This window comes from Pseudomonas sediminis, assembly GCF_002741105.1.
Taxonomy (GTDB): domain Bacteria; phylum Pseudomonadota; class Gammaproteobacteria; order Pseudomonadales; family Pseudomonadaceae; genus Aquipseudomonas; species Aquipseudomonas sediminis.
The window spans coordinates 151,056-172,697 of the sequence record NZ_NIQU01000009.1 but is presented as its reverse complement, the minus strand read 5'-3'; the positions used below and the strand labels follow the sequence as shown (position 1 = coordinate 172,697).

The 21,642-nt window shown below is 63.6% G+C and carries 21 protein-coding genes and 1 pseudogene; 14 read left to right on the top strand and 8 right to left on the bottom strand.

Features of this window, described 5'->3' with window-relative positions:
* The 3 genes from hemL to CDO35_RS20085 all read left to right on the top strand — a co-directional run.
* A partial coding sequence (hemL, locus tag CDO35_RS20095) for a glutamate-1-semialdehyde 2,1-aminomutase (RefSeq protein WP_099526386.1) occupies positions 1-1,233 on the top strand: 1,233 nt, incomplete at its 5' end.
* On the top strand, positions 1,233-1,865 hold the full coding sequence (locus CDO35_RS20090) for a DUF6962 family protein (RefSeq protein WP_099526380.1): 633 nt from the start codon (positions 1,233-1,235) through the stop codon (positions 1,863-1,865). The genes hemL and CDO35_RS20090, both read left to right, overlap by 1 nt.
* A gap of 95 nt (positions 1,866-1,960) precedes the next feature.
* On the top strand, positions 1,961-2,509 hold the full coding sequence (locus CDO35_RS20085; protein WP_036998232.1) for a tetratricopeptide repeat protein: 549 nt from the start codon (positions 1,961-1,963) through the stop codon (positions 2,507-2,509).
* Positions 2,510-2,547: 38 nt separating this feature from the next.
* On the opposite strand, the gene CDO35_RS20080 is transcribed toward CDO35_RS20085, so the two are convergent.
* Positions 2,548-2,871 carry a DUF1820 family protein gene (locus CDO35_RS20080; RefSeq protein ID WP_013717157.1) on the bottom strand — a complete coding sequence of 108 codons (324 nt, stop codon included), beginning with the start codon at positions 2,869-2,871 and terminating at the stop codon, positions 2,548-2,550.
* A gap of 155 nt (positions 2,872-3,026) precedes the next feature.
* Between CDO35_RS20080 and miaB the strand changes: the two genes are divergently transcribed.
* The 5 genes from miaB to lnt all read left to right on the top strand — a co-directional run bounded on the left by miaB (position 3,027) and on the right by lnt (position 8,384).
* Positions 3,027-4,370, top strand: a complete 1,344-nt coding sequence (gene miaB, locus CDO35_RS20075; RefSeq protein ID WP_099526379.1) for a tRNA (N6-isopentenyl adenosine(37)-C2)-methylthiotransferase MiaB — start codon at positions 3,027-3,029, stop codon at positions 4,368-4,370.
* An 87-nt stretch (positions 4,371-4,457) separates the two neighbouring features.
* Positions 4,458-5,450 carry a PhoH family protein gene (locus CDO35_RS20070; protein WP_099526385.1) on the top strand — a complete coding sequence of 331 codons (993 nt, stop codon included), beginning with the start codon at positions 4,458-4,460 and terminating at the stop codon, positions 5,448-5,450.
* Positions 5,443-5,922 (top strand): rRNA maturation RNase YbeY, encoded by a 480-nt coding sequence (gene ybeY, locus CDO35_RS20065; RefSeq protein ID WP_099526378.1) that lies wholly within the window; start codon positions 5,443-5,445, stop codon positions 5,920-5,922. Before CDO35_RS20070 ends, ybeY begins: the two co-directional genes overlap by 8 nt.
* 6 nt (positions 5,923-5,928) lie before the next feature.
* The gene (locus CDO35_RS20060; protein WP_099526377.1) at positions 5,929-6,768 is read left to right on the top strand and encodes an HlyC/CorC family transporter; all 840 of its coding nucleotides are present in this window, start codon (positions 5,929-5,931) and stop codon (positions 6,766-6,768) included.
* A 92-nt stretch (positions 6,769-6,860) separates the two neighbouring features.
* Positions 6,861-8,384, top strand: coding sequence for an apolipoprotein N-acyltransferase (gene lnt / locus CDO35_RS20055; RefSeq protein ID WP_099526376.1), 1,524 nt, complete (start codon positions 6,861-6,863; stop codon positions 8,382-8,384).
* 85 nt (positions 8,385-8,469) lie between these two features.
* On the opposite strand, the gene CDO35_RS20050 is transcribed toward lnt, so the two are convergent.
* Together CDO35_RS20050 and CDO35_RS20045 are read right to left on the bottom strand one after the other, a co-directional pair.
* Entirely contained in the window at positions 8,470-9,237 is a 768-nt protein-coding gene (locus CDO35_RS20050) for a YdcF family protein (RefSeq protein WP_099526375.1), read from the bottom strand.
* A 50-nt stretch (positions 9,238-9,287) separates the two neighbouring features.
* On the bottom strand, positions 9,288-9,716 hold the full coding sequence (locus CDO35_RS20045; RefSeq protein ID WP_099526374.1) for a TFIIB-type zinc ribbon-containing protein: 429 nt from the start codon (positions 9,714-9,716) through the stop codon (positions 9,288-9,290).
* 179 nt (positions 9,717-9,895) lie between these two features.
* Between CDO35_RS20045 and leuS the strand changes: the two genes are divergently transcribed.
* The 6 genes and pseudogenes from leuS (at position 9,896) to lipA (ending at position 17,130) form a co-directional block, all read left to right on the top strand.
* The gene (gene leuS / locus CDO35_RS20040) at positions 9,896-12,508 is read left to right on the top strand and encodes a leucine--tRNA ligase (RefSeq protein ID WP_099526373.1); all 2,613 of its coding nucleotides are present in this window, start codon (positions 9,896-9,898) and stop codon (positions 12,506-12,508) included.
* A 54-nt stretch (positions 12,509-12,562) separates the two neighbouring features.
* The gene (locus CDO35_RS20035; protein ID WP_099526372.1) at positions 12,563-13,174 is read left to right on the top strand and encodes an LPS-assembly lipoprotein LptE; all 612 of its coding nucleotides are present in this window, start codon (positions 12,563-12,565) and stop codon (positions 13,172-13,174) included.
* 57 nt (positions 13,175-13,231) lie between these two features.
* Positions 13,232-14,266 carry a DNA polymerase III subunit delta gene (holA, locus tag CDO35_RS20030; RefSeq protein ID WP_099526371.1) on the top strand — a complete coding sequence of 345 codons (1,035 nt, stop codon included), beginning with the start codon at positions 13,232-13,234 and terminating at the stop codon, positions 14,264-14,266.
* Between the two features lie 137 nt (positions 14,267-14,403).
* Positions 14,404-14,550: pseudogene (arfA, locus tag CDO35_RS20025) on the top strand (alternative ribosome rescue factor ArfA); the annotation flags it as partial.
* Between the two features lie 81 nt (positions 14,551-14,631).
* Positions 14,632-15,888 (top strand): lytic murein transglycosylase, encoded by a 1,257-nt coding sequence (locus CDO35_RS20020; protein WP_099526369.1) that lies wholly within the window; start codon positions 14,632-14,634, stop codon positions 15,886-15,888.
* A gap of 189 nt (positions 15,889-16,077) precedes the next feature.
* The gene (gene lipA / locus CDO35_RS20015; RefSeq protein WP_099526368.1) at positions 16,078-17,130 is read left to right on the top strand and encodes a lipoyl synthase; all 1,053 of its coding nucleotides are present in this window, start codon (positions 16,078-16,080) and stop codon (positions 17,128-17,130) included.
* A 127-nt stretch (positions 17,131-17,257) separates the two neighbouring features.
* Here the strand turns inward: lipA and lipB are convergent, their stop codons facing one another.
* The 5 genes from lipB to mltB form a co-directional block, all read right to left on the bottom strand.
* Complete coding sequence (gene lipB / locus CDO35_RS20010; protein WP_099526367.1) at positions 17,258-17,899, bottom strand: lipoyl(octanoyl) transferase LipB; 642 nt, start codon at positions 17,897-17,899, stop codon at positions 17,258-17,260.
* A 5-nt stretch (positions 17,900-17,904) separates the two neighbouring features.
* Positions 17,905-18,183, bottom strand: coding sequence for a DUF493 domain-containing protein (locus CDO35_RS20005; RefSeq protein WP_017675504.1), 279 nt, complete (start codon positions 18,181-18,183; stop codon positions 17,905-17,907).
* Between the two features lie 151 nt (positions 18,184-18,334).
* Positions 18,335-19,510, bottom strand: coding sequence for a D-alanyl-D-alanine carboxypeptidase family protein (locus CDO35_RS20000; RefSeq protein ID WP_099526366.1), 1,176 nt, complete (start codon positions 19,508-19,510; stop codon positions 18,335-18,337).
* Between the two features lie 109 nt (positions 19,511-19,619).
* Positions 19,620-20,633: a septal ring lytic transglycosylase RlpA family protein gene (locus CDO35_RS19995; RefSeq protein WP_099526365.1), complete on the bottom strand. Its 1,014-nt coding sequence runs from the start codon at positions 20,631-20,633 to the stop codon at positions 19,620-19,622.
* Positions 20,630-21,640 carry a lytic murein transglycosylase B gene (mltB, locus tag CDO35_RS19990; protein WP_099526364.1) on the bottom strand — a complete coding sequence of 337 codons (1,011 nt, stop codon included), beginning with the start codon at positions 21,638-21,640 and terminating at the stop codon, positions 20,630-20,632. The genes CDO35_RS19995 and mltB overlap by 4 nt, the downstream gene beginning before the upstream one ends.
* Between the last annotated feature and the right edge of the window lie 2 nt (positions 21,641-21,642).

The window sequence follows — 21,642 nt, the reverse complement described above, 5'->3', positions numbered from 1 at the left end:
AACTCGCCGGTGCGCGCCTTCCGCAGCGTCGGCGGCACCCCGCTGTTCTTCAAGCATGCCGAAGGCGCTTACGTCGTGGACGAAGACGACAAGCGCTACGTCGACTATGTCGGTTCCTGGGGCCCGATGATCCTCGGCCACAGCCACCCGGACGTGCTCGACTCGGTGCGTCGTCAGCTCGAACACGGCCTGTCCTATGGCGCGCCGACCGCCCTGGAAACCGAAATGGCCGAGCTGGTTTGCGGCCTGGTGCCGTCGATTGAGATGGTGCGCATGGTCAGCTCCGGTACCGAGGCGACCATGAGTGCCATCCGCCTGGCCCGTGGTTACACCGGCCGCGACAGCATCCTCAAGTTCGAGGGTTGCTACCACGGCCACTCCGACAGCCTGCTGGTCAAAGCCGGCTCCGGCGCCCTGACCCAGGGCGTGCCGAACTCCGCGGGCGTGCCGGCGGCCTTCGCCAAGCACACCCTGACCCTGCCGTTCAACGACATCGATGCCGTGGCCGAGTGCCTGGCGCAGGTCGGCAAAGAAGTGGCGTGCATCATCGTCGAGCCAGTGGCCGGCAACATGAACTGCGTGCCGCCGGCGCCAGGTTTTCTCGAAGGCCTGCGCGAGCAGTGCGACAAGCATGGCGTGGTGCTGATCTTCGACGAAGTGATGACCGGTTTCCGCGTCGCCCTCGGCGGTGCGCAAGCGCACTACGGTGTGAACCCGGACCTGACCACCTTCGGCAAGATCATCGGCGGCGGCATGCCAGTGGGCTGCTTCGGCGGCAAGCGCGCGATCATGGAATGCATCGCCCCGCTCGGCCCGGTCTACCAGGCCGGCACCCTGTCGGGTAACCCGCTGGCGATGGCTGCCGGCCTGACTACCCTCAAGCTGATCAGCCGTCCGGGCTTCCACAGCGAGCTGACCGACTACACCTCGCGCATGCTCGCCGGCCTGCAGGAACGCGCCGATGCTGCCGGCATTCCCTTCGTCACCACACAGGCCGGCGCCATGTTCGGTCTGTACTTCAGTGGCGCGGACGACATCGTCACCTTCGCCGACGTGATGGCCAGCGACAGCGCACGCTTCAACCGCTTCTTCCACCTGATGCTGGATGGCGGCGTGTACCTGGCGCCGAGCGCCTTCGAAGCGGGCTTCACCTCCATCGCCCATGGCGACAAGGAGCTGGACATCACCTTCGCCGCCGCAGAACGCGCCTTCGCCAAGCTGAAAAAAGCTTGATGCAGTACAGCACTGCCTTCAGCGATGCGTTGCTGGCACTGGCGTGCGCTGCCTGTGTCTGGCTGATCGGCCGGGCACGCGGGCGCTACGGTGAAGGCGATCAGCCGGCACTGTTCTGCGCGCTGCTCGGTTTTCTGCTGCCGGCTGCAGCGGCCAGCGTCGGCGTGATTCGCTACGGCTTCGACCCAAGCTGGCAGCCCGCACACCTGTGGCTCTCGCAGGCCAGCAGCTTTCTCGGCCTGCCCCTGCTCGGTGCCGCTGCATTGGCGCTAGGTCGCGGCTGGGCCTGGAGCAGACCGAACTGGGGGCGCATCCTGCTCGGGCTGTGCGCCTTCTTCGAGCTGTTCCGCCAACTTGGATATATGGAGGACTACCGCCTGGCGCTGAATCTGGCCACGCTGGTGCTGATCCTCTATGCCGGCGCAGTCCAATGGCCACGCCGCGCACCGGCAATCAGCGCAGCTGTGGTCGTGGGCCTGTTCCTGCTGGCCGGCGTAGCGGTCGGTACCGAGGGAGTGATCGGGCCGCTGCGCCGCATCGACCTGTTCCACGTGCTGCTGACACCGGCGTACCCACTGCTGGCCTGGCTACTGCTGAGCCTGCCGGGAAGTTCGAAGAAACAGGCTTTGTAACAACCGCCCGGTTTATTCCATAATGCGACGGTCGGCACGTTTTGCGCCGACCGGGCACGTCACCCGCCCTGAATTGCCGAGGTCCCGTTATCCAGATGAACCGCACCGGCCGCACCCTGTCCCTGGGCTGCCTGTTGCTTTTCCTCCCGCTGTTTGCGTTTGCAGGCGGCAATTCCCTGCTGATCCCCGCTAGCGGCAGCTGCACCCTGAACGCCTCCCCCGAAGAGATGCCTGACGCCCTGGCCAGCTGCCAGGAGATGGCGCGCGCCGGCAACATGCAGGCGGCCTATGAGCTGGGTGAGTACTACTACGACGGCAAACGCACACCACGTGATCTCAAGCAGGCCCTGACCTGGTTCGAACGCGCTTCGCTGCAGGGTCATGCCGAAGCGCAGTTGCGCCTGGGCACCATGTTCTTCCGTGGTGAAGGCGTACCGGCCAACAACGTGCAGGCCTACATCGTGTTGAAGATGGCATCGGTCAACGGCTCGGACGAAGCCATGGACAGCGCCGACCTGGTGTCGGCACAGATGCGTCGCGATGAGCTGGAAATCGCCAGCCAGGTGCTGGGGCAGATATTCCGCAGCTACCTGCTGGAACTGCAGACCGCTGAAGGTCGTTCGCCCTTCTCGCCACTGCCTTAAAAACGCTGGCGCGCGCGGCGCACCCTACGACTCTGAGCTTATTTATCCGGCATCGGCATGGGGAATGGCATGACGTTGCCGCCGCCCTTGGCTTCGCTGATCTTCGCCGTGCCCAGACGCTCTACCTCGTCGATGCGGATGATCGCATGCATCGGTACGAAGCTGCGCACCACCCCCTCGAACTGCGCCTTGAGCTTCTCCTCGCTGGGGTCGACCACCAGCTGGCTGCGCTCGCCGAAGACGAACTCCTCCACTTCCAGAAAGCCCCACAGATCGCTCTGATAGATCTGCTTGGCGTACATCTCGTACACCTGGCCCTGGTTGAGAAAAATCACCTTGTAGATGGGATCGCGCTTGCTCATGAAGACTCGAAGTCAGGAAAAACGGGGCGCGCAGAATATCACAGCGCAGCATGCGTAGCCCGGATGCAATCCGGGCTACAGGAACTGAGCGGTGGCATCGCTCTTGGCACACGCCTATAATGTGCGGTCATTTTTTAACCACCTCAGACAGTGCCATGACCAAAAAGCTCTATATCGAAACCCACGGTTGCCAGATGAACGAGTACGACAGCTCGCGCATGGTCGACCTGCTGGGCGAGCATCAGGCCCTGGAGGTCACGGAAAAACCCGAAGAAGCCGACGTGATCCTGCTCAATACCTGCTCGATCCGTGAGAAGGCGCAGGACAAGGTGTTCTCCCAGCTCGGCCGCTGGCGCGAGCTGAAGCAGGCCAACCCGGACCTGGTGATCGGCGTCGGCGGCTGCGTGGCCAGCCAGGAAGGCGCGGCGATCCGCGACCGCGCGCCCTATGTCGACGTGGTATTCGGCCCGCAGACCCTGCACCGCCTGCCGGAAATGATCGACGCCGCGCGCGTGACCAAGACCGCCCAGGTGGACATCAGCTTCCCCGAGATCGAGAAATTCGACCGCCTGCCCGAGCCACGCGTCGACGGCCCCAGCGCCTTCGTCTCGGTGATGGAAGGCTGCAGCAAGTACTGCACCTTCTGCGTGGTGCCCTACACCCGTGGCGAGGAAGTCAGCCGCCCGCTGGTCGACGTGTTGATGGAAATCACCTCCCTGACCGAGAAGGGCGTGAAGGAAATCACCCTGCTCGGGCAGAACGTCAACGGCTATCGCGGGGAAGCCCCGGACGGCCATATCGCCGACTTCGCCGAACTGCTGCATGCCGTGGCAGCCCTCGATGGCGTCGAGCGCATCCGCTACACCACCAGCCACCCGCTGGAGTTCTCCGACGCGATCATCGCGGCGCACGCCGAGATCCCGCAGCTGGTCAAATACCTGCACCTGCCGGTGCAGTCCGGCTCCGACCGCATCCTCGCGGCGATGAAGCGCAACCACACCGCGCTGGAATACAAGTCGCGCATCCGCAAACTGCGTGCGGCGGTACCGGACATCCTGATCAGCTCGGACTTCATCGTCGGCTTCCCCGGCGAGACCGAGAAGGATTTCGAGCAGACCATGAAGCTGATCGAGGACGTCGGCTTCGACTTCTCCTTCTCCTTCATCTACAGCTCGCGCCCCGGCACCCCGGCCGCCGACCTGGTCGACGACACCCCGGACGAGGTGAAGAAACAGCGCCTGGCCCTGCTGCAGCACCGCATCAACCAGAACGGCTTCGAGAACAGCCGGCGCATGGTCGGCACGGTGCAGCGCATCCTGGTCAGCGACTATTCGAAGAAGGACCCGGGCATGCTCCAGGGCCGCACCGAGCAGAACCGCATCGTCAACTTCCGTTGCGATAACCCGCGCCTGATCGGCCAGTTCGTCGACGTGCACATCGACGACGCCCTGCCGCACTCGCTGCGCGGCACCCTGCTGGATGCCGAGACCCTCCACTAACGTAGCGGTCGTCCACACTTTGCGTTGTGGGCGACCAGCGTTATGCTGCCTTTTCATACCCAGACAAGTGACGATCACTCCATCACCTTGAACGCCTCTCTAGAACCTCATCGTTTCACCCTCGAACCCTTCGAGGCCCGCCGTTTCGCCAACCTCTGCGGCCAGTTCGACGAGCACCTGCGCCTGATCGAAGAGCGCCTCGGCCTGGAAATCCGCAACCGTGGCAACCAGTTCGAAATGCTTGGCAGCGCCGACAAGACCCAGGCCGCCGAACAACTGCTGCGCAAGCTGTACCGCGAAACCAAAGCAACCGAGCTGTCGCCCGACCTGGTGCACCTGTATCTGCAGGAGTCCGGCGTCGAGGAGCTGGTCAACCCCAGCAACCTTCCGCAGGTGACGTTGCGCACCAAAAAGGGTGTGATCAAGCCGCGCGGCGCCAACCAGCAGCGCTACGTCAAGGCGATCCTCGACAACGACATCAACTTCGGCATCGGCCCGGCCGGTACTGGCAAGACCTACCTGGCCGTGGCCTGCGCGGTGGACGCGCTGGAGCGCGAGCAAGTGCGGCGCATCCTGCTGGTGCGCCCGGCGGTCGAGGCCGGCGAGAAGCTCGGCTTCCTGCCTGGTGACCTGGCACAGAAGATCGACCCTTACCTGCGCCCGTTGTACGACGCACTCTACGAAATGCTCGGTTTCGAATACGTAGCCAAGCTGATCGAGAAGCAGGTGATCGAGATCGCGCCGCTGGCCTACATGCGCGGCCGCACGCTTAACAACAGCTTCATCATTCTCGACGAAAGTCAGAACACCACAGTCGAGCAGATGAAGATGTTCCTCACCCGTATCGGTTTCGGCTCCACCGCCGTGATCACCGGCGACATCACCCAGGTCGACCTGCCGCGTGGCACCAAGAGCGGCCTGGCCCACGTCATCGAGGTACTGCGTGACGTGCCCGGCATCAGCTTCACCCACTTCAAGCCCAAAGACGTGGTGCGCCACCCGTTGGTGCAGCGCATCGTCGAAGCCTACGAGCGCCACGACGCACGCCTGAACGGCAAGGGCGACGGCCACGATGCTTGAACTGGACCTGCAACTGGCCAGTGACGGCCAGCACCCGGACGAGGCGCAACTGCGCCGCTGGTGCGAGCTGGCGCTACGCCAACGCACGGCCGATTCGGAGCTGACCATCCGCCTGGTCGACGAGGCCGAAGGTCGCGAGCTGAACCATACCTGGCGGCACAAGGACTACGCCACCAACGTTCTGTCCTTCCCTGCCGAGATTCCCGATGGAATTCTCGACATCCCGCTGCTCGGCGACCTGGTGATCTGCGTGCCAGTGGTCGAGCGCGAAGCGGCCGAGCAAGGCAAGGCGCTGGAGGCGCACTGGGCGCACTTGGTGATCCACGGCTGCCTGCACCTGCTGGGCTATGACCACATCGAGGAAGACGAAGCCCTCGAGATGGAAGATCTGGAACGACAATTGCTCGCCGAATTGGGTCATCCCGACCCGTATGCCGGTGACGAATCTCCTAATGAAAAGGACCCCGAGTAAAACGCCATGAGCGAAGACCGATCGAGCAACGAGCAGAAGTCCTGGTTCAACAAGCTGACCCAGGCTTTTGCTCATGAGCCGAGAAACCGCCAGGAACTGCTGGAAGTCCTGCGCGAAGCCCACCAGAACAAGCTGCTCGACAGCGAAGCACTGGCCATCGTCGAAGGCGCCATTCAGGTCGCCGACCTGCAGGTACGCGACATCATGGTGCCGCGCTCGCAAGTGATCAGCATCAAGGCCAGCCAGACGCCCCGCGAGTTCCTGCCCGCCATCATCGATGCCGCGCACTCGCGCTATCCGGTAGTCGGCGAGAGCCTCGACGACGTGATCGGCATCCTCCTGGCCAAGGATCTGCTGCCGCTGATCCTGCAGGGCGAACAGCCCAACTTCAACATCAAGGACCTGCTGCGCCCGGCCACCTTCGTGCCCGAGTCCAAGCGCTTGAACGTGCTGCTGCGTGAGTTCCGCGCCAACCACAACCACATGGCCGTGGTCATCGATGAATACGGCGGCGTCGCCGGCCTGGTGACCATCGAGGACGTGCTCGAGCAGATCGTCGGCGACATCGAGGATGAGCACGATGTCGAGGAAGACGGCTACATCAAGCCGCTGCCATCCGGCGACTACCTGATCAAGGCGCTGACGCCCATCGACAGTTTCAACGAAACCTTCGACAGCGAGTTCTCCGACGACGAGTACGACACCGTCGGTGGTCTGGTGATGAGCGCCTTTGGCCACCTGCCCAAGCGCAATGAAGTCACCGAGATCGGCGAATTCCGCTTCCGCGTGCTCAATGCTGACAGCCGCCGCATCCACCTGCTGCGCCTGACGCCGGTTAGCCGCTGAGTCTCAGCCGCCCTTGCCCAGCGAGGGCGGCCGCTTCCCCCTGCGCCATTTCCGCTCTACCCTTGCGCCACCCTGATTCCAAGGATCTAACCATGCTGCAATGGATCACTCGTCCAGGCTGGCCCGGCCACCTGCTTGCCTGCGGCGCAGGCGCCCTGACCACCCTGGCGCTCGCCCCGTTCGATCTCTGGCCATTGGCCGTGCTGTCCATTGCCCTGTTCTATTTCGGCCTACGCCATCTGCGCCCCGGCCAGGCAGCGCTGCGCGGCTGGAGCTACGGCTTCGGTCTGTTCGCCGCCGGCACCAGTTGGGTGTATGTCAGCATCCATGACTATGGCGCGGCATCACCGGCACTGGCCGGCTTTCTCACCCTGGGTTTCGTCGCCGGCCTGGGCCTGCTCTTCGCCCTGACAGCCGCCCTCTGGGCGCGCTGGATACGCCGCAACGAAGCGCCACTGGCCGACGCCCTGGCATTCGCCGCGCTATGGGTCGCCCAGGAAGTGTTTCGCGGCTGGTTCCTCACCGGCTTCCCCTGGCTCTACGCCGGCTACAGCCAGCTCGAAGGACCGCTGGCCGGCCTGGTGCCAATTGGCGGAGTCTGGCTGTCGTCCTTCGTCATCGCCCTGTCGGCGGCGCTGATCATCAACCTGGAGCAACTGCGCAAGCATAAACCGCGTTACCTCTGCGCTCTGCTTCTGCTGCTGAGCCCCTGGCTCGCAGGCCTGGCACTTAAGGATCACAACTGGACCCGCGCCGCCGGCAACAGCCTCACCGTCGCCGCCGTGCAAGGCAACGTCGAACAGAACATGAAATGGGACCCGGCCCAGCTCAACGCGCAGCTCGCCCTGTACCGCGACCTCAGCTTCAGCGCCAAGCAGGTCGACATACTGGTCTGGCCGGAAACGGCGATCCCGGTACTCAAGGACATGGCGCAAGGCTATATCGGCGTGATGGATCGCTTCGCCCGTGACCGCAACAGTGCGCTGATCACCGGCGTACCGGTGCGGCAGTCCAACGAGCGCGGGGAGATTCGCTATTACAATGCGATCACCAGTTTTGGCGAAGGCCAGGGCACCTACCTCAAACAGAAGCTGGTGCCGTTCGGTGAATACGTGCCCCTGCAGGACCTGCTGCGCGGCTTGATCGCTTTCTTCGACCTGCCGATGTCCGACTTCGCCCGCGGCCCGAGTGACCAATCACCGCTGCTGGCCAAGGGGCATCGCATCGCGCCGTTCATCTGCTACGAAGTGGTCTACCCGGAGTTCGCGGCGGCCCTGGCGGCGGACAGCGACATCCTGCTGACAGTGAGCAACGACGCCTGGTTCGGCACCTCCATCGGCCCGCTACAGCACCTGCAGATGGCGCAGATGCGTGCACTGGAGGCCGGGCGCTGGATGATCCGCGCGACCAACAACGGCATGACGGTGATCATCGATCCACAAGGCCGCATCCAGTTCGGCTTGCCGCAGTTCGAACGCGGCGTGCTCTACGGCGAAGTGGTGCCCATGCAGGGGCTCACGCCCTACCTGCAATGGCGCATCTGGCCACTGGCGATTCTCTGCGCCCTGCTATTGGGCTGGGCGCTGCTGGCCAGCCGCATGGCCAAGACGCTGTAGGGCGGTCTCGCGAGCGAAGCGAGCAGCCCGCCAGCCCTCGGAACGCAGAATCCGCAGGCGTACTGCCTGCGGCAAGTACGCCCTACTACTTACCGTAGACAATGGGATACGCCAACAGCCCGATGGCCTCGTTGAGCAGTTGACTGCTCTGCCAGATAGCCCTCGACTCTGGCAACCAGCCACCCAGCGGGCGCTCGTAACCCGTACTGAGATACCCCATCGGCGCGGTGATCACCTCGAAGCCGGCCTGCTCGAAACTCCAGCGTGCACGCTGCATATGCCAGGCCTGGGTGACCAGCACCACACGCCGCACGCCCTGGGGCTGCAACAATTCAGCGCTGAGCACGGCATTCTCCCAGGTGGTGCGGCTTTGCTCCTCCAGCCAGCGGATCTCCAGCCCGTAGTCGAGGCGCATGGCATCGGCCATCAACGTCGCCTCACTGGGCGGCTGGCCGTAGTGCAGGCCGCCAGTGGCAGCAAGTGGCAGACCGGAGGCGCGCGCCAGGCGAGCGGCGTAGCGCAGGCGCTCCAAGGCCATCAGCCCAGGCTGATCGGTACGCCCCCAGCCCGGATCATTCTGCTCGCGCCCGGCGCCGAGAATCACGATGGCGTCGGCACGCTGCGCCAGCGTTGCCCACTGCGCCTGCTCCAGCACCGGCTCACGCTCCAACCAGGCCGCACTCCACTGCGTCACCGCAGGCAGACTCATCAACCACAGCCCACCGAAACCGACGGCAAAGCAGGCAAACGCGAGCCGGGGAAAGCGGCGACGCAACCACCAGCCCAGCGCGATCAGCAGGAGTAGAACGCCTGGCGGCATCAACAATTGTTTAAGGATGAAGCGAATCGGCATCAGGCACCTCCGGGGCGCCCAAGCCTAGCAGGTTGGTTTTCAACTAGCTGCTAACGCGGATTGCCGCTGCGAAACAGCCTGGAGCCACAGGCCTGGCAAGCTCGTGCATCCTGCCCGCGATGCCAGCTGACGGGCGCGCCGCAGAGTGCGCAACAAAGCGCCTGACGCCGCTTCATCACGGGTTTAACCCTGCCCATCGGCTTGCCGCCAACGGACTTGGCACTGCGCAGTGGCTGACGCTGTATCAGCGCCAACTCTTCAGCCGCCGCGTGCCAGCCGCGCAGCCAGTGCAGGTCACGATTGAGGTAGGCGCGGATCAGGTCCAGCTCCGCCGGGCTCAGTCCATCAAGCTCCAGCTCGCGCAGCGGCTCGGCATGCAGGCGACTCGCGGTATCGGCCTCTTCGAGAGCCAAGGCAAGCCTTTGCAGCAGTCGCTCGTAAAGGCCACCCCCTCGTTCCGCCTGTCGTGCATCCACCATCTAACCACCTCGCGAGCCCCGACAACCGCGGGCCTTAAGTAAAGCTTAGCGAAGGCCCTGCGTGCAGCCTGGCGCCGCGACCAACGGCGGGCTCGGCATAATCTGGGTTTCCCTCGATAGACGGCGCTCATGTATGCTACGACGTTTTCCGCAAGCCCCATTCCTTCAGCGCCAGAGCCATGCACGAACAGTACTCGCCCCGTGAAATAGAAGCCGCCGCGCAGTCCCACTGGGACGCGCAACAATCCTTCGTCGTCAGCGAACAACCCGGCAAGGACACCTTCTACTGCCTGTCGATGTTCCCCTACCCCAGCGGCAAGCTACACATGGGGCACGTGCGCAACTACACCATTGGTGACGTGATCGCCCGCTACCAGCGCATGCAGGGCAAGAACGTGCTGCAGCCGATGGGCTGGGACGCCTTCGGCATGCCGGCAGAAAACGCCGCAATGAAGAACCAGGTGGCCCCTGCCAAGTGGACCTACGAGAACATCGCCTACATGAAGTCCCAGCTCAAATCGCTGGGCCTGGCTATCGACTGGACGCGCGAAGTCACCACCTGCAAGCCGGATTACTACCGCTGGGAGCAGTGGCTGTTCACCCGCCTGTTCGAAAAGGGCGTGATCTACCGCAAGAACGGTACCGTCAACTGGGACCCGGTGGACCAGACCGTACTGGCCAACGAGCAGGTCATCGACGGCCGTGGCTGGCGTTCGGGCGCGCTGATCGAGAAGCGCGAAATCCCGATGTACTACTTCAAGATCACTGCCTACGCCGAAGAGCTGCTGAGCAGCCTGGATGAGCTGGATGGCTGGCCTGAGCAGGTCAAGACCATGCAACGCAACTGGATCGGCAAGAGTTTTGGTGCCGACATCGTGTTCGACTACGACGTCGCCAGCATCGGCATCGACGGCCAACTGAAGGTCTACTCGACCCGCCCCGACACCCTGATGGGTGCCACCTACGTCGCCGTGGCCGCCGAGCATCCGCTGGCCCAGCGCGCTGCCGAGGGCAACGCGGCCATCACCGCCTTCATTGCCGAGTGCAAGGCCGGCTCCGTGGCCGAGGCCGACATGGCCACCATGGAGAAGAAGGGTGTGGCCACCGGACAGTTCGTCATTCATCCGCTTACCGGCGACAAGCTGCCGGTGTTCGTCGCCAACTACGTGCTGTGGGGCTACGGCGAAGGCGCAGTCATGGCCGTGCCAGCGCATGATGAGCGCGACTTCGAATTCGCCAACAAGTACGACCTGCCGATCACGCAGGTCTACGCTGTTGAAGGCAAGGACTACGACGCCAGCACCTGGCAGGACTGGTACGGTGACAAGGCCGGCCTGACCACCATCAACTCCGGCAAGTACGACGGCCTGGACTTCAGCGCCGCCTTCGACGCCATCGTCGGCGACCTGGAAGCCAGCGCGCACGGCGCCCGCAAGACCCAGTTCCGCCTGCGCGACTGGGGTATCAGCCGCCAGCGCTACTGGGGCTGCCCGATCCCGATCATCCACTGCGACGCCTGCGGCGACGTGCCGGTGCCGGAAGACCAGTTGCCGGTGGTGCTGCCCGAAGACGTGGTGCCGGACGGCGCCGGCTCGCCGCTGGCCAAGATGCCCGAGTTCTACGAGTGCAGTTGCCCGAAATGCGGCGCCCCGGCCAAGCGCGAAACCGACACCATGGACACCTTCGTCGAGTCGTCCTGGTACTACGCACGCTACGCCTCGCCGCAATACACCGGCGGTATGGTCGACCCGCAGGCAGCCAACCACTGGTTGCCGGTGGATCAGTACATCGGCGGCATCGAGCACGCCATCCTGCACCTGCTCTATGCACGCTTCTTCCACAAGCTGATGCGCGACGAAGGCCTGGTGTCGTCCAACGAGCCATTCAAGAACCTGCTGACCCAAGGCATGGTGGTTGCCGAAACCTACTATCGCACCCTGGAGAACGGCGGCAAGGACTGGTTCAACCCGGCCGACGTCGAGGTCGAGCGTGATGCCAAGGCCAAGGTCATCGGCGCCAAGCTCAAGAGCGACGGCTTGCCGGTGGAAATCGGCGGCACCGAGAAGATGTCCAAATCGAAGAACAACGGCGTCGACCCGCAGGACATGATCGACGCTTACGGCGCCGACACCTGCCGCCTGTTCATGATGTTCGCCTCGCCGCCCGACATGAGCTGCGAGTGGTCGGATGCCGGTGTCGAAGGCGCCAACCGCTTCCTGCGTCGCGTCTGGCGTCTGGCGCAGAGTCACGTCAGCGCTGGCCTGCCGGGCAAGCTGGATGTGAACACTCTCACCGACGAGCAGAAGGCTGTGCGCCGTGCCATTCACCTGGCGATCAAGCAGGCCAGCAACGATATCGGCCAGCACCACAAGTTCAACACCGCCATCGCCCAGGTGATGACCCTGATGAACGTGCTGGAAAAGGCCGCCGGCGCGAGCGAACAGGATCGCGCGCTGCTGCAGGAAGGCCTGGAAATCGTCACCCTGCTGCTCGCGCCGATCACCCCGCACATCAGCCACGAGCTTTGGCAGCATCTGGGTCACACCGATGCGGTGATCGATGCGCAGTGGCCACAGGTCGACGAGTCGGCCCTGGTGCAGGACAGTCTGACCCTGGTGGTACAGGTCAACGGCAAGCTGCGTGGCGAGATCATCGTGGCAGCCAGCGCCAGCCGTGAAGACGTCGAGGCCGCCGCTCGTGCCAACGAAAACGTGCTGCGCTTCACCGAAGGCCTGAGCATTCGCAAGGTCATCGTGGTGCCAGGCAAGCTGGTCAACATAGTCGCCAACTGATTAAGCTCGGCGCCACACATGTGTGGCGCCGTGATCCGCCAAGGGGATATGAGAATGATGAAACGGAATCTGCTGATCATCGGCCTGGCTGGCCTGCTCAGCGCGTGCGGCTTCCAGCTGCGTGGCACCGGCGACGTGCAGTTCGCCCTGAAGGAACTCGACGTCAGCGCGCGTGACGCCTACGGCGACACCGTGCAGCAAGTGCGCGAAGTCCTGGAGAACAACGATGTTCGCGTCTACTCCGGTGCGCCCTACAAGCTGGTGATCGCCCGCGAGACCGAGAATCGTCGCAGTGCCAGCTACAGCAGCGGTGCGCGTACCGCCGAGTACGAGCTGACCATGGGCCTGGAATACGAGATCCGCGGCGCACAGAACCTGCTGCTGACCGGCAACAAGGTGGAAGTACAGAACTACTACCAGCAGGACGACAACAACCTCGCTGGCTCCGACCAGGAAGCTGCTCAGCTGCGCAGCGAGCTGCGCCGTGAAATGATCCAGCAACTGATGTTCAGCCTGCAACAGATCAGCCCAGAGCGACTGGATCAACTGCAGCAGACCGCCGAAGCCCGTGCCAAGGCCGAAGCCGAAGCACTGGAAGCTGAGCGCCGGGCGCGCGCGAGCCAGGTCGCCCCGCAGCAGTCGCCAATCGAACTGCCGTCCCGCTAAAGGCTCAAGGGCCGCACCTGCGGCCCGACGCCCCGCCTGCCTGATGACATCGACTCGATGAAGCTTGCCCCCGCGCAACTCGGCAAACACCTGCAAGGTGCGCTCGCACCTGTCTATGCAATCAGCGGCGACGAGCCACTGCTGTGCCAGGAAACCGCTGACGCCATCCGTAATGCCTGTCGCCAGCAGGGGTTCGGCGAACGCCAAGTGTTCAATGCCGAAGCCAACTTCGACTGGGGCAACCTGCTGCAGGCGGGTGCCAGCCTCTCGCTGTTCGCCGAAAAGCGCCTGCTGGAACTGCGCCTACCGTCCGGCAAACCAGGCGACAAGGGCACCGCCGCCCTGCTCGAGTACCTCGCCCGCCCGCCCGAGGACACCGTCCTGCTGCTGAGCCTGCCCAAGCTCGATGGCAGCACGCAAAAATCCAAATGGGCCAAAGCGCTGATCGACGGTCAGGCGAGCCAATTCATCCAGATCTGGCCGGTGGATGCCAATCAGCTGCCGCAGTGGATTCGCCAACGCCTCGCGCAGGCCGGTCTGAGTGCCAGCGCCGATGCGGTGGACATGATCGCCGCGCGGGTGGAAGGCAACCTGCTGGCCGCCGCTCAGGAAGTGGAAAAACTCAAGCTGCTCGCCGACGGCAATCAGGTCGATGCCGAAACCGTCCAGGCCGCCGTGGCCGACAGTGCGCGTTTTGACGTCTTCGGCCTGATCGACTGCGCCCTCGGTGGCGATGCCGCACACGCCCTGCGCGTCCTCGAAGGGCTACGTGGTGAAGGTGTGGAAACCCCGGTGATTCTCTGGGCGCTGGCACGCGAGATTCGTCTGCTGGCCGGTATCGCCCATCAGCAGAGCCAGGGTATTCCCTTGGACAAAGCCTTCTCCAGCGCCCGCCCGCCAGTCTGGGATAAACGTCGCCCCCTGGTTTCCAAAGCCTTGCAGCGTCACAGCAGCAAACGCTGGGGCCAGTTACTGCAGCAGGCGCAGTTGATCGACGCACAGATCAAGGGCCAGGCGCCCGGTGATCCTTGGAGCGAGCTGGCCATGCTAACCCTGCAACTATCCGGACAACGGCTGCGTCTGGCTCCGTAGTGCAGGCGTCGCCCGCCGCCCAGCAATGGCGGGCTGCATCCGCCCTGCAGGCTCCCCAAATCTGGACATTTTCTGTACAGCGGCGCATAGTCTCCGCCGCCTGCATTGGCGCAGGCCAGTCTGCATGAGGAAACGCCATGAGCAAAAAAGCCGGCAAACGGCCGAACAAGGCCAAATCCATCGTCGCCCAGCCACTGTTTCGCTCCCGCCAGGAACGACCACAGAAAGGTAAAGGCAGCTACCGCCGCGAAGCCTCCCACAATTGGGAGGCTTCTTGCTTTATGGGCCTCTTCGCTTCGCTGATAGCCCAGAATCCCCGTCGAGCATGCTAAGGTAACCGCCTGCTTAAACGCCCTGAGATAGACATGCCACACCAGCTTCCACGTCGCGCCCTGGCTCTGCTTCCTCTCCTGCTGCTGGCGGCCTGCGCCCAGGCCCCTGCGGAAAATCTGCCTACCGCCACTGCCCCGGCAGCGGTCCAGACTGCAGCCGAAACGCCCTTGCCCAGTTTTGCCGACTGGCGCCAGACGATGCGTAGCGAAGCGATTGCCGCCGGCATCGACGCAGCGCTGTTCGATCGCGTATTCGCCGGCGTCACCCCCGACCCTGCGGTACTCAAGGCAGACAGCAGTCAGCCCGAGTTCACTCGCCCGGTGTGGGAATATCTGGACGGTGCCGTCTCCTCCAGCCGTATCGGCCGCGGCCGGGTACTGCTAGCGCAGCACAGCCTGGTGCTGCAACGCATCGAGCAGCAGTACGGCGTCGAAGCCCCGATCCTGGTAGCCATCTGGGGCCTGGAGAGCAACTTCGGCAACAACATCGGCAGCAATAGCGTCATTCGCTCCCTCGCCACCCTGGCCTATGACGGTCGCCGCCAGGGCTTCTGGCGTGCTCAATTGCTGGCCGCCCTGCAAATCCTGCAGAACGGCGATGTGTCCAGCGAGCGCATGATCGGCTCCTGGGCCGGCGCCATGGGGCAGACCCAGTTCATGCCGACGACCTACAACCAGCATGCCGTCGACTTCGACGGCGACGGCAAGCGCGACCTGTGGGGTTCCTCGACCGACGCGCTGGCATCCGCCGCACATTATCTACAAGCCTCTGGCTGGCAGCGTGGTCAACCTTGGGGCTTCGAGGTGAATCTACCGAACGGCTTCGACTACGCCCTGGCCGATCCCGATCAGCGCCGCACGCTGGCCGAATGGGCGGAGCTTGGCGTCCGCCCGCTGGCACCGACAGGTGCGGCCGCCAGCGCCCGCGCCAGCCTGCAACTGCCTGCCGGCCACAAAGGCCCGGCTTTCCTGTTACTGGATAACTTCCGCAGCATCCTCAAGTACAACAATTCCACCTCCTATGCGCTGGCCATCGGCCTGCTCGCCGACAACCTGCTGCGTCCAAGCGAAGTCAAAGGACAGTGGCCGCGCGGCGAGCGCCAGCTGGGTCGTAGCGAACGCGTCGAACTGCAGGAGCTGCTGACCAAGGCAGGATTCGACCCAGGCCCGGCCGACGGCATCATCGGCGCCAATACGCGCAAGGCCATTCGCGCCCTGCAACTGCAGTTGAACTGGCCAGCCGATGGCTACCCCAATACCCAGCTGCTGGAACAGTTGCGCACACACTGAATCCAGGCCTGCCCCCGCAAGGGCTTGCCATGCGAGCCCTTGCCGAGCTGTCGCAGCGACGCCCAGGCGGCACCTTGCCGGTGCTTTGTCGACAGGCGGCCTCAACGTCTGCATACACCTTCTGTGGTAGACTGGCCGGCGGCCAAAAGCCACCTGCCCACGGAGCCTCTACCGGAGCCCAGATTTCCGATGTCCGACACCTCCTCGCCCAAATCCGTCGCCAGCGGCGAAAAGTTTCGCACCGCCCAAGGCATCACCGCGATCAAGGATGGCCAGAAGCGCCGCGCCTCGGCCGAGCCCCAGGTTTTCGAACCCAAACCCAAGTGGCTGCGGGTCAAGGCCCCTGGCGGCAGCCGCTTCGAGGCCGTCAAGCGCAACGTCGGCGAACACCGCCTGAGCACCGTTTGCCAGGAATCGCACTGCCCGAACATGGGCGAGTGCTGGTCAAACGGCACGGCCACGATCATGCTGATGGGCTCGGTGTGTACCCGTGCCTGCCGCTTCTGTGCTGTGGACACCGGCAACCCCAATGGCTGGCTGGATCTGGAAGAGCCACAGAACACCGCCAAGTCGGTGGAGCTGATGGCCCTGCGTTATATCGTGCTGACCTCGGTGGATCGTGACGACCTCGAAGACGGCGGCGCCGGCCACTATGCAGCCTGCGTGCGAGCGATCAAGGAAAACACCCCGCAGGTGGTAGTCGAGGCCCTTACTCCGGACTTCGATGGCGATCACCAGGCCATCGAGCGCGTGGTCGACTCCGGCCTGGAAGTCTTCGCGCAGAACGTCGAGACGGTCAAGCGCCTCACCTATGTAGTTCGCGACCCGCGCGCTGGCTACGAGAAGACCCTCAAGGTGCTCGAGCACGCCAAGAAACACCGCCCGGACGTACTGACCAAGACCAGCCTGATGCTTGGCCTGGGTGAAACCGACGAAGAAATCCTGGAAACCATGGATGACCTGCGCGCCATAGGCGTGGACATCCTCACCCTCGGCCAGTACCTGCAACCCACGCGCAACCACCTCAAGGTGCAACGCTGGGTCAGCCCTGAAGAGTTCAATCGCTTCCGTGACATCGGCCTCGAGAAAGGCTTCATGGAAGTCGCCGCCGGCCCGCTGGTACGTTCCAGCTATCGCGCCGACCGCGTGTTCGAGAAGAACAACCTGGGCCTCGCTGCCCCGGTTCCGGTGCCTGGCCAGGAGGTCAACGCCAGCCTCATTCCGGCGCTGAATCTGAACTGACGGCTATCACTGGATAAACGAAAGGGGCGCCATGGCGCCCCTTTTACGTTTCTGCTGTTTAAGGGCCCGCGCGCTGCCTGCCTTAACATGACCCTGGCGGACTGTTCGCTTCGCTCCTGAGTCCGCCCTACGCCCTGGAACCGCCCTCTGCTGTGCTGTAGCCCAATCTGCCGCGTAGCGCCTGCTCCAGCCGCTGCGCCACCTCGTCGATTGACGGCGGTGCATCGACCAGATCCCTAAGTTGAACCATCTTCAACCCGGCATAGCCACAGGGGTTGATACGCAGGAAAGGCGTCATGTCCATATCGACGTTCAGCGCCAGGCCATGGAACGAGCAGCCACGGCTGACGCGCAGTCCCAGGGAAGCGATCTTGTCACCTGCCACATATACACCGGGCGCATCCGCCTTGGGCGCCGCCTTGATGCCATAGCCGGCCAATAGCTCGACCAGGCTCTGCTCCATGGCGGTGACCAGCTCACGCACGCCGAGATCGAGGCGACGCAGATCGAGCATCAGATAGGCCACCAGCTGCCCGGGACCGTGATAGGTCACCTGCCCGCCACGCTCGACCTGGATCACCGGGATATCGCCCGCAGCGAGCACATGCTCGGCCTTGCCGGCCTGCCCCTGAGTGAACACCTTGGGATGTTGCAGCAACCAGATTTCGTCCGGGGTCTGCGCATCGCGCTCACGGGTCAGTTGGCGCATGGCCTCCAGCGTGGGCTGGTAGTCGACCAGCCCGAGGTGACGGACGACAAGCTCGGGCATGGGTATCACAGCACCATATGCACGCGGCCGGTTGCACGCAGGTCGACGTGAATCGCCTGCAACTGCTCGACACCGGTGGCAGTGATCAGCACCTGAACGGAAAGGAAATTACCGTTGCGGCTGTCACGCATCACCAACGTGGAGGTATCCAGGTCGGGGGCGTGGCGCTGGATCACTTCGATTACCAGGTCGGAGAAACCCTCGCCAGCGGTACCAATGACCTTGATCGGGTAACGCTCACAGGGAAATTCGATTTTTGGCGGTTGGACATCGCTATCGGTCATGGCATCAGCGGGCTTGTGGCCCGTCCAGAAAGGGCCGCTCCGGGTTGGAGCGGCAGGCTAAAAGAGGCATGGCTTACAACACGTAAATGGGCACTGCTTCAGCCAGTTTCAATGCCATGACGACAACGCAGGTCGCTTTCAGCGGTGACTGTCAGTTGAACAGGCCGAAGAAGAACAGTCGAATGCTGTCCCACAAACGACGCAGCAGGCCGCCCTCTTCTACCGGTTCCAGCGCCACCAGATCGGTGCTGCGCACCACGTCGTCACCCAGTTTGACTTCGACCTTGCCGATCACATCGCCCTGCTGGATCGGTGCGATCAGCTGCGGGTTGATGATCATGCTGGCCTGCAGTTTTTCCAGCTGGCCCTTGGGCATGGTGATGGTCAGGTTCTCTGCCAGCCCCGCCTTGACCTGGTGTGTAGCGCCCTTCCAGACGGTGGCCTGAGCCAGCTCTGCGCCTTTCTGGTAGAAGGTGCGGCTTTCGAAGAAGCGGAAGCCATAGGTCAGCAGCTTCTGGGTTTCCGCCGCACGGGCCTGCTCGCTGTCGGTACCGAATACCGAGGTGATCATGCGCGCACCATCACGTACGGCCGAGGCCACCAGGCAGTAGCCGGCCTCCGAGGTGTGGCCGGTTTTCAGGCCATCGACGGTACGGTCGCGCCACAGCAGCAGGTTACGGTTGGGCTGCTTGATGTTGTTCCAGAGGAACTCCTTCTGCGAGTAGATCGCATAGTGCTCAGCGTCTTCGTCGATGATCGCGCGCGCCAGGATCGCCATGTCATGGGCACTGGAGTAGTGCTCCGGGTGCGGCAGGCCGGTGGCGTTCATGAAGTGACTGTTCTTCATGCCCAGGCGCTCGGCGGTGGTGTTCATCATGTCGGCGAAGGCGTCTTCGCTGCCGGCGATGTATTCGGCGATGGCGATGCTGGCGTCGTTGCCGGACTGGATGATGATGCCGTGCAGCAGGTCGTCGACCGTGGCCTGGCTGTTCAGCGGCAGGAACATGGTGGAACCACCGGACGCGGCGCCACCGGTGCGCCAGGCATGCTCGCTGATGGTCACCAGATCCTGCTCGCCGATCTTGCCGTTGCGGATTTCCAGGGTGGCGATGTAGGCGGTCATCAGCTTGGTCAGACTGGCCGGCGGCAGGCGCTGGTCAGCGTTGTTCTCGACCAGGACGTTGCCGCTGGCGGCGTCCATCAGCACATAGGATTTGGCGGCCAGTTGCGGCGCCGCAGGCACCACCTGCTGGTTAGCCATGGCGAGTGGCGCGGCCAGAAGGGTAAGAACCAGTGAAGCACGTTGCACGAAGCTGGTGATGTTCATCCGTCTCTCGAAAATCGTTGCATGGGTTGTACGGCCCCGTAGGGCCATCTTTCGACTCGCCAGTAGGCGAGCCTCGGATTTAGTCCGGCAAACACCGGTTAAGTTGCCATCAGTCGGCACGCACTAGCGTGGGCTGCCCCAGGTTGGCCAGGCGCACACTGCTCTGCAGCTGCTCAGCCTCGCCCTGGTTGCTGATCGGCCCCATGCGCACCCGATGCAGAATCTGCTGGTCGCGCACCACTGAGCTGATGAACACCGGCACACTGCTGGTCTGGCTCAGCTTGGACTTGAGCAGCTCCGCAGCGTCCGGATTGGCGAAGGCTCCCACCTGGAGATACAGGCCAGAGGCTCCGAGTGAATCGTTTTTTTTTGCGTCGATCTGCACGGGCACCACCGCAGCGGCGTGCTGTGCGGGCGGCGGCGCGTACTGCTCGACGACCTGCGGCACGGGCTGCGCGACGGGTTGAGCCACAGCAGCCTTGGCCGGCTGATTGTTGGCCAGCACCAATGGCACCGGACGACCCTGCTGCGCCCACCACTCGTGCGGGTCGATACCTTCGACCTTGACCCGCGCAGTGCCCTTCTCGGCATAGCCGAGCTTCTTCGCGGCAGCGAAGGACAGATCGATAATGCGGTCGGAGTAGAACGGCCCACGGTCATTGACCCGCAAGATCACCACCTTGCCGTTCTCCAGGTTGGTCACGCGCACGTAACTGGGCAGTGGCAATGTCTTGTGCGCTGCGGTCATGCCGTACAGATCGTAGGTTTCGCCGTTGGCAGTGGCCTGGCCATGGAATTTGGTGCCGTACCAGGAAGCAGGCCCTGTCGCCTGGTAGCGACGGGCGTCCTGAATCGGGTAGTACTGCTTGCCGAATACCACATAAGGGCTGGCTTTGACCGGCCCGTAATGTGGCATGGGGATGGCGTCCTGAATCTTCGAGACATCGACGTCCCACCAGGGTGCGCCATCCCTGTGTGGCCGGTTGAAATCATCCGGGCCAGAGATACCGGCCGACTGACCGGGCACCACCGCGGGCTGCGGTGCCCGATTGGAGGAGCAGCTCACCAGCAACAGCGCTGCCGTTACGCAGGCTGCCAGCGGCAGCAGTTTGGACGCACTCATCGATTACCCCGCGTTTCGACCAGCAGTTCGGCCAGTTGGTTGACTGCCATGGCATACATCACGCTGCGATTGTAGCGGGTGATGGTGTAGAAGTTGGGCAAACCGAACCAGTATTCGTCGCCTTGCGCGCCTTCCAGACGGAATGCGGTCACCGGCAGGTCTTCTGCCAGTTTGTCCTGGCTCTTCCAGCCCAGCGCGCGCAGTTCGGCGACGCTCTTCACCGGGTCCAGGCCCTGGGTCAGGCCTTCGTCGACGCGAGCACCGCTGGCCTCGACGCGACTGGCGACCTGACCGCCGGCCTGCCAGCCGTGACGCTTGAAATAGCTGGCAACACTGCCGATGGCATCGGTCGGGTTGCTCCAGATGTTGATATGGCCGTCGCCGTCGAAGTCCACGGCGTAAGCACGGAAGCTGCTCGGCATGAACTGCGGCAAGCCCATGGCACCGGCGTAAGAGCCCTTGAGGCTGATCGGGTCGACCTGTTCCTCACGAGTCAACAGCAGAAACTCGCGCAATTCCTTGCGGAAGAACGGCGCGCGCGGCGGGTAATCGAAGGCCAGGGTCGACAGCGCATCCATTACCCGCCAGCTGCCGGTATTGCCGCCGTAGAAGGTTTCCACGCCGATGATGGCGACGATGAACTGCGGCGGCACACCGTACTCGGCCTCGGCCTTTTCCAGCGCAGCCTGGTTCTTGTTCCAGAATTCCACACCCTGAGCGATGCGCTTGTCGGTGATGAAAATCGGGCGATAGTCCTTCCAGGGTTTGACCTTCTCGGCCGGACGCGAAATGGCATCGAGGATCGCCTGCTTACGCTCGACCTCGGTGAACAGACTGACCAGTTGCTCACTGGCAAAGCCATAGTCGCGGGTCATTTCCTCGATGAACTCGGCCACCTGCGGCGAGCCGTCGTAATCGGCCGCCAGCGCCTGAGCGCCAGTGCCGAACACGCCGGCGATACCGACTCCCATCAACGTACGAGCAGCCCAACTACGCAGAGAATGCATTA